2 protein-coding genes are annotated in these 1,763 nt (G+C 36.0%); both read right to left on the bottom strand.

Features of this window, described 5'->3' with window-relative positions; translation table 11 throughout:
- Positions 1–719, bottom strand: a 719-nt coding sequence (locus J3U16_RS11830; RefSeq protein WP_267343176.1) for a hypothetical protein, incomplete at its 3' end; no start/stop codon positions are given.
- 712 nt (positions 720–1,431) lie between these two features.
- On the bottom strand, positions 1,432–1,763 hold a 332-nt coding region (locus tag J3U16_RS11825), incomplete at its 5' end, for a hypothetical protein (RefSeq protein WP_267331139.1).

The raw sequence follows: 1,763 nt of genomic DNA, 5'->3' as shown, positions 1-1,763 counted from the left end.
GGTTTGACAAAATAAGTGACCCGACTAGGATTGAAATCACTACTATTTGGAATACCATAACGCGTTGTTAATGTACCATTGGTACTAGTTAATATAACCTCATAAGGCGCTTTACAAGGCCTTAACACTGTATTACGTGATACTGTTCTACTTCTTTCATCAACGAGAGATAACTCTAAAAAACCATTAACATTAATCTCACCATCACCGTCATCATCCCACCAATAATTATTGGGCGGACCAATAAGTTTTTTTAAAGCGATTAAATCGACATTCGTTGGAAAGATCATATCTATATCAGCAAAACTTTGACCTGCAACTGGTAACTCAATGGGGTTTGAAGGTGATGAAGTATTCGTTTTAGTCGTGTACTGTTTTCCGTCAGAGAGTGTAATACCGAGCAAAGCTTCAATATTAAGCGCGCGTGTTCTACCACCATCGAAAGTTAAATAAGGCTCATTTCCCTGAATTGTATTCGAGGTTTTAACGGTTAATGCATGGCTGGAATAAAAAGGTATTAGTAACAGTCCAAGCGGTAAAAAGATCTTTCGGCGTAATTTAGATCCGAGAGATGATCGGAATGATGATCGGCGTGACGATCTAATGCGTGATCTTAAATTTTCGTCGATTAATAAGCTAGAGTGAAAAAAAAACTGAGAGTTTAAATTAGGCAAATTTAAATTATAGGTTGCCCTAGGCTTTTGCAAATTGTAATACATATTCGACCATCCTGTCAAGTAAATATTTGATTTATTTACTAATTTATATTTATTGGTTGAATTTTAGCTACTCAGCTAAAATGATTTGAGAGTATAATGACTGGAAAAATATGGCACAATAAATTTTTCATTTTATATCGTTAATCTTTGTAAAGTTTTTCAGAAAAAGAACTAAATAATTATTAATTAAATTATGCTTTAATTGATATATATCAAATTTACAAACCCTTAAAAACCATAATTTTTAATTCTAGAAAAATTTTATTTTTTTGGAATTTTTTTCAATTTATTGATTTTAGGGAGTAAATGCCAAAAACCCCGTTCCTCAACTTTTTTTGGTAGGAAAAACACAGCTAAAGCGCCACAGTTTAAAGCGGAATTACTTATTTGAGGCAACATTGCAAAGCAGGATTTAGAACCCCAAAAACCCCGCTCCTCAACTTTTTTTGATGGAAAAACACAGCTAAAGCGCCATAGTTAGAGCGGAATTATTTATTTAAGGCAACATTGCAAGGTGGAATTTTAAACGCTGAAACGACTGCTGCTCAAAAAATCCCCCCCCGATTGAGGGATGATGATGTCCGGGGGAGGCTAAACTACAAAACCGCGTTTTATTTGACAACTATCTTGACTCTTAAGGTCAACCATTCCTTGATGATTTAACGCCACCTTTCCCCCCAAGCTTTAAAGCTTAAGGGAGAAGAAATAGATACTAAGGATAAGTGCAAAGCCCTACCGATTTATCATACGAGGGCTCAGCCCAATGTACATGACCATCTTTAGGAAAAACAACGAACCGACTTAAACCTTTTATATCACTGGTCCAGTACCATTGGACGGCGTCAAAGTTGGCTCGATTATATTTGCCTATATTACCCCACTCAGCGAGCAAGCCTGCACCAATTGTACGCATATAATAATCACCTGATGATGAAGGTGTACCTCCAGTAATTTCATAGCGTTTTGCATTAGTTAAATCCTTAACTTTAGGCAGGCGATAACCAATACTGTTACACCAGGATTCCATGCTAGGATAGCTGTAAT

The sequence above is a fragment of the Gilliamella sp. B3023 genome (assembly GCF_026536845.1).
In the GTDB taxonomy this organism is placed as follows: Bacteria; Pseudomonadota; Gammaproteobacteria; order Enterobacterales; family Orbaceae; genus Gilliamella; species Gilliamella apicola_E.
The sequence above is the reverse complement of the archived record's forward strand: the minus strand, read 5'-3'. Positions and strand labels throughout refer to the sequence as shown.